The following is a 6,227-nucleotide window of genomic DNA, read 5'->3' as shown; positions in this document are numbered from 1 at the left end:
CGCCTGTAGTATGCCAAGAATATAATTCTGTTGTTCTTCATTAAGTAATGAAAAGTCTTTACAAACTTTTTCCAGTTTTCCTTCCTACCTCCCCCCAATAGCCTCTCCCCAAGCCTGAATCGCAATCCCAAAAGCAACCGACACATTCAGCGAACCTTTTGCTCCGTAACAGGGAATTGTCACCCGCCCCAGCGAAGCGTCCGCCGCTGCCAACGTGCGGGGACTTACCCCCAATTCTTCGGAACCGATTATCATAATCCCACGGCGCGGAAAGTGAAATTCCGCTAAGGGGGTGCCTCCCGTTTCTAAGGCAAAAATTGGTGGAGTTTCCGTAAAATTATCGGTTGGCGAATTTTCCGGTGCGGGAAAAAGCTCTTGCCGTTCCCAGGGAATAACGTCTACACAACCCATAGCCGTCCGCTCGGAGCGTTTATGACGAGGGTCGGCGCAAAGCGGGGACAAGATAATTTTTTCTACGCCAAAACTTTCTGCGGTACGAAACATTGCCCCTACATTGAACGGGGAGCGAATATCCTCCATGTATATCCACATTCCTTTGAAAATTTGCCTTTTCTGTGGATCGAGACGGCCATCACTGACTGTAAAATCCCAATCGGCTTGATCTTTCCCGGTTTCCGCAAGCAAAATGTGCTTGACGTTGTTTAATGCGCGAAGAAAAATTGATAAATCGCTGATTGGAGTTGTTGTTGCCGCTTGGAAAATGCCCATTGACTCGATAATCGCTTTTTTCGCATCTGTCGAAAAAAATCCGTCTTTTGCCAGTATTTTGGCGGTATCGGCAAAAAAAGCTGTTTCCTGATTGTTAAAAACATCTGTGCTTTTGATTGCAATTAAACCGCTTTCTTGGCTGCCTTCTTGAAAATCGCCACTTGCCAGGAAATGGGAAAGCTTGGCTTCAGCCATAGTAAAAATTTTTGCTATTTTTCTGAGTTTTTGGGTACGGGGCAGTTTTTCAAGCTTGTACAGGGGGATCATTCGGTATTTCCGTCGGTAATTCCGCCGGTATTTCCGCAGAATTTTCGGGTTCTTTGGCCGTTACATTCAAAAGCTGTTCGATTTGCTGCATTACATAATCTTGAAATTTGGGAGGTAATTCGTTAAATAAGGTTACCATACGTTGGAGTTTTTCACCCAAAGTTTTAAAAAACATATCGCCTTCGCCGGTTTTTAGCCATTTTTCGTTAACGCCGAAAGTCAGCGAAATCAGATGGATAATACGGTCGTTGACTTTTCGATGTTCACATTCAAGTTCCGCAATATATCCGTTGCTTATATGGATTGCTTTCGCAAATTCTACCTGCGACATATTGAGTGTCTGTCGTATGTGTCTTATGCGCTTGCTAATAGTCATATCCATATCATACGACAAAAACACTCACTATGCAATGTTGATATTTACAATTTGAGTATTTACAATTCTCACAAAATAGTATAATATTCTCACATACAGAGTATTCTATTGAGGGTCGAATGATTCAGGAAGAAAAACTGGAAAAAGTTTGTAAAGACTTTTCATTACTTAATGAAGAACAACAGAATTATATTCTTGGCATACTACAGGCGTTAGTTTTCGCCAAATCTACCGAAAACTCGTCAGATTCCAAAAACCAATCTAAATCTGATAAGTCGAAATCTTGATAGGATTTTATAAGTTTGAGAATAACAGCATGTTTGAGAACAGGTAACATTTTCACACGAGCTTTATTTTTTCTTCATAATAACTTACTATTTTTATATGAGTAACAATAATTCCCCTTCTAAAAAGTTCCTCAGATTCATAGTAACCCTGCTCATTATTCTTGCGGTACTCTTCATTGGCTGGACTGCTTTTTCGCTGATTGGCAGAGTGAACGCGGCTTCCGTTATTCCCGATTCCGCTGTTCTTCGCCTCAGCATACCCAATCCCGTGCGTTTGCTTGACGGGATTTTAACGCATGAGTCTCTTGATGAAATTTCCAATGTGCCGGCCTTGGCTCAAACTGCCTCTGCGTTGATAGCATTGAAAGACAATAGTCTCCTTAAGAATGGCATGGTGCGTCTTGCTGCGCGTGGAAATCTGGAACTTGCCCTGTTGACTTCTGATTCTGAATCTGGAATATTATTAGCAGCGTGGGATTTTGGTTTTTTCTCCCCCTTACTGCGTATCCTTCCTACAATTTCAAAATTTGTAAACATCACTGATCTTTATTATGTGCAAGCTGGAAAAAATTCACGTTTTGAATATCGCCTAAGCGACAAGACGTATTACATCGCTCCTTATCGCAACCTGCTCTTTGTAACCGATAATTCGCGCATTTTTGAATCACGCTCCGCAGTAAATTCAGGTAACGCTAAGGCGTTTACAGCTATCAAGCCTTCAGATTTTGACGCGGCGTTTATGCTTTCCAATGAATTTATCGGCTCTCTTTTATCTGATCAAGACTCGGGTATTGCGGCGATTTTGAAAAATGTCGTATTTGATTCAAAGGTAGAAGCGGGACTTTCAATATACCCTAAAAAAATTGAATTCAGTCTGGCGGCTCCGCTGTCATCCAATCAGGCTGATTTAAGCCGAATGCTCGGACAGCGTTCCCGCGTTCCGGGCATAGCGGAACGTATTCCCGCAAACGCGCAATATGCGACTATACTTTCCGCAGGCACGTTAGAAGAAATTTATCAGACCGCTCTTGTGTTTACACAGGGACTTGATAGCGCGCTTAAGACTGCGGACAGTTCTTCCAAACTGCTTTTAGGTTTATCGCTGAACGATCTTCTTTTTTCATGGTCGGGAAATGAATTTGCCGCTTTCGGCTTGGAAGGGCGGCCTCACCCTATTTATATGATTCAAATTGCCGATGAAAAAAAACGGCAAGGAATTTTTGATCGCGCTTTTAAATCAGCCGCGCTTAATGAGAATGTCAGATTAAATCTTGACGGAGTTCGTATTCCGCGTATTGAAGTCCCCGAATTTCTTCAATCTCTTTTAAGGCGCTGGGATATTTTTATACCGTCCCCTTATTACACAATCTACAAAGATTATTTCCTTGTAAGCGAATCGGCGGAGGCCCTTCTTGCCGCGTTACGCGCCATGCAAAGAAACGACGTACTGCCAAAAACCGATATCTGGCGCAATATTGCCGGGGGAAAAAACGTTGCAAGCTCTTTTAGTTTGTACTACTCGCTGGATCTTTCAGTACCTTTCTTTCTGCGCAATAATACCTCCCTTAGCGGCTTTTTATCCCTCTATCGCCAGGGGCTTGCCCGCATGAGCTTTAATAAGGGGCTTGTTGAAATTTCTCTGTCTCTTGTTCCCGGTTCAGGCGGCGGCATAACTCTTGCAAGCGGTTATCCGCTGGATGCCGGCGGAAGGCCTTCTAACCGCATTTACGGGGCGGGCAAGGGGGAAGAGAGCAGGGTATTCTATTCTTCGGGCAATACCGCTGTCTCGTTAAAAGTTGCAGATAACAGTACCAATGAACTTGCCGGTCAGGGAAATCATTGGGTTATTCCCGCCGTCGATGTTACGGTAAAAGATACGGCAGGTACAGTATTCGCCTGGGTTGTTACGGATCGTGGGCGCGTAACGCTTGTAGACGGCAATATGGAAATTGTTCAGGGTTTCCCGATACTTACGGGGCTTCAACTTTCCTCCGCTCCCATAGCGTTTATGGGAAAGCTTTACCTTTGTGACGAAGACGGCAAAGTTTATTCGGTTGATGCAAACGGCAAACAAGGCGTTTGGGAAACTTCATTTACTGCCGCTCTACGCTCTCCGCCGTCTTTCCTGCTACTTTCCGGCAAAAAAGAAAACAAAGTATATACGGCAGTTTATCCAAAAAGTTTCTTTGGTGAAATTTGGCTGCTTGACGGCGAAGGGAGAACGCTCCCTAATTGGCCTGCTCCAATATCTATAGAAAATGACGACGAAGAAGGCGGCGGCAGTGTTGGCATTGGTTTTGGATCGCCGCTGTTATTCGCTTATAAAAACAATGTTTATGCCGCCTTTATAAATCAATCTGGGCAGTTTTTTGTTTACGATGAAGACGCGGCTCTTGTCCCGCCGTTCCCTCTTGCGCTTGACGGAGTTTTTTATCAACAGCCTATTTTTGACGGAGATTTTATGTGGCTTGTTTCATCTGACGGAATGTTTTTCAGAGTAAGTTTAGACGGTGAAGTTCTGTGTCAAAGTATTCCCGGTTTTTCCGTAAAAGAAGAAGGCTATATAACATTCTTTGACAGCGATGGGGATAAAGTTCCTGAAATCTATATCACTGGCGAAGGCAACGCGCTTTATGCCTATACGCGATTTTTCCGTTCTCTTGTAGGATTCCCACTTCCTGCGTGGGGCAGGCCTTTATTTATTCCGGCGCAGGGCGGTAAGAAAGCGGAAATTTTTGGCATGGGAATGGACAGGCGTTTATATCGCTGGCAGTTCAAATAACGGAGAATTAAAATGAAGAAGCTTCAAGCGGTAATAATATTTGTTATAGCGGCGTTTTTTTCAGCTTGTACCACCGTGAAAGATTTAACAATTAACATTCAGGCGAGTAAGACTGAAAAAAATCTTACTGCTGTTGAAGAAGCGATAGTTCCTCTTGAGGCGGTTGGCGCAAATGAAGCGCGTAAAAAAACGAAAGAAATCACATCGGCAAGAGAATTGATTGTTCAGATGGAGAAGGAAGGATCCGCTGACGCTGACTATTCAGGCAGACTTATAGCTTGGTCAGGCAGGCTTGCCATTCTGGAAGGCAAATACAGCGAGGCTGTGCGTTTGTACCGTCAGTCTATTTCCACATCACCCGGAACTATTCCCGCTGTTGTTTTATCTGTCCGCCTTGAAGGCGATCCTGTAAAAAAACTGGAAATAATAGAAAAAGAACTGGCTCTGCTTAACCAAAAGTCTTTGGGTATCGGAGAGCTTAACATTGAGAAGGGTCACACTCTTGCCGATTTAAAACGATTTTCAGAAGCTGTCGGCGCTTTTGACATTGCGTTTTCTTCGGGAATAAACAAAGTTTACAAAGACAGTTACGGGCAGGAAAGGGACCGCGCCTGGGAACTTCGCAACGCGAGCGGAGTGGACGCGGGTTCTCTCAGTTTGCTTGGGCGCGAAACCATTACATGGAACGATTGTATTTCTCTTGCAAAAAACGAAACTCAGCTTTTGCGGTTTATAACAGGCGGCAGAAATATCACAGACGCGGAATTGTTTACCCGCCTTGTTGATCGCGCTTTTATTCCCTACACCCAGGATATAACGGTAACTCAATGGCCGGTAGCAAAACCAAAGCCTGACGAAGCCGTAACACGCGCCGGTGCCGCTTTTTTTATCTGGCATCTGTACGCCGAAGCGCGCGGGGATCGCGGAATGTTATCCCGTTATTCCGCACGTTATGCGACAGGTACAAAACCGCGCAGTCCACTCGCGGATGTCCCCGCGCTTTCCCCCTTCTTTGATTCAATACTGGGTTGTGTTGAGACGGAACTTTTATCCCTCCCCGATGGGCGGAATTTCCGTCCTGTTCAGCCAATGAAAGGCGCTGAGCTTCTTACGATACTTAAAAAGATTGACAATTAAGATTTTGATTAAGTACTGTTATGAGATTTTTGTATAAAAATGACGGGTCTTCTATCTTAAAATGTTTTAATAAATTTTCTTTTCTTTCTTTTGGTGTTGGGTGCGTTATGTATTCGTAAGTTTGTATTTTGTTCATCTTATCCAATGCATCGAATAAATCAAAGAGAAACAATGGCGCAAATTCAAATTTATATTTACAATAAGCGTAATCTATTGAATCATCTGTCGTATTCAAAACCGAAAGAAATATATTATATCCAAAAACATCTGCATCCAATTCACAAAGCTTGTTTCTCTTGTCTTCCTCTATCTCTATATTATGTCCGTTAATTATTAACTTCCTTTTTTTAGTTCCTTTTGTATGGCCTAAAACATGATGACTTATTTCATGGGCAATCATAAATATCTTTAGTGACTGGAAAAAATAATTCGCAAATTCCGCTATTTTATAGTCTCTTTTCAAAAGTAAAGGCGTAATATCTTTACTTAAATCAAATGCTTTATATTGAAAATAATTATCAATAATGCTGTTGATAAAAGAAATCGCATTATCTTTCTCATTTTCATTTATAAGATTATTTGCATCGTAAATAAAAATAATTGTAAGGAAAAACAACATTCTAAAAAAAGATTCATCAACAAATATCAA

General features: G+C 42.6%; 5 protein-coding genes. 2 read left to right on the top strand and 3 right to left on the bottom strand.

Annotated features, from left to right (window positions below; translation table 11 throughout):
• Positions 1 to 84: 84 nt before the first annotated feature.
• On the bottom strand, positions 85 to 996 hold the full coding sequence (locus ACYVRH_RS04715; protein ID WP_461255776.1) for a TrmH family RNA methyltransferase: 912 nt from the start codon (positions 994 to 996) through the stop codon (positions 85 to 87).
• Entirely contained in the window at positions 974 to 1,372 is a 399-nt protein-coding gene (locus ACYVRH_RS04710; protein WP_461255775.1) for a helix-turn-helix domain-containing protein, read from the bottom strand. The genes ACYVRH_RS04715 and ACYVRH_RS04710 overlap by 23 nt, the downstream gene beginning before the upstream one ends.
• 384 nt (positions 1,373 to 1,756) lie before the next feature.
• Here ACYVRH_RS04710 and ACYVRH_RS04705 point away from each other — a divergent pair, with 384 nt between their 5' ends.
• Both ACYVRH_RS04705 and ACYVRH_RS04700 read left to right on the top strand, forming a co-directional pair.
• A complete protein-coding gene (locus tag ACYVRH_RS04705) occupies positions 1,757 to 4,441 on the top strand; it encodes a hypothetical protein (RefSeq protein WP_461255774.1) in 2,685 nt (894 codons plus the stop codon).
• A gap of 12 nt (positions 4,442 to 4,453) precedes the next feature.
• Positions 4,454 to 5,578 (top strand): hypothetical protein, encoded by a 1,125-nt coding sequence (locus ACYVRH_RS04700; protein ID WP_461255773.1) that lies wholly within the window; start codon positions 4,454 to 4,456, stop codon positions 5,576 to 5,578.
• Here ACYVRH_RS04700 and ACYVRH_RS04695 read toward each other — a convergent pair.
• On the bottom strand, positions 5,559 to 6,227 hold the full coding sequence (locus ACYVRH_RS04695) for a hypothetical protein (RefSeq protein ID WP_461255772.1): 669 nt from the start codon (positions 6,225 to 6,227) through the stop codon (positions 5,559 to 5,561). The genes ACYVRH_RS04700 and ACYVRH_RS04695 overlap by 20 nt on opposite strands.

It is taken from the genome of Treponema sp. R80B11-R83G3 (assembly GCF_054786115.1).
The sequence above is the reverse complement of the archived record's forward strand: the minus strand, read 5'-3'. Positions and strand labels throughout refer to the sequence as shown.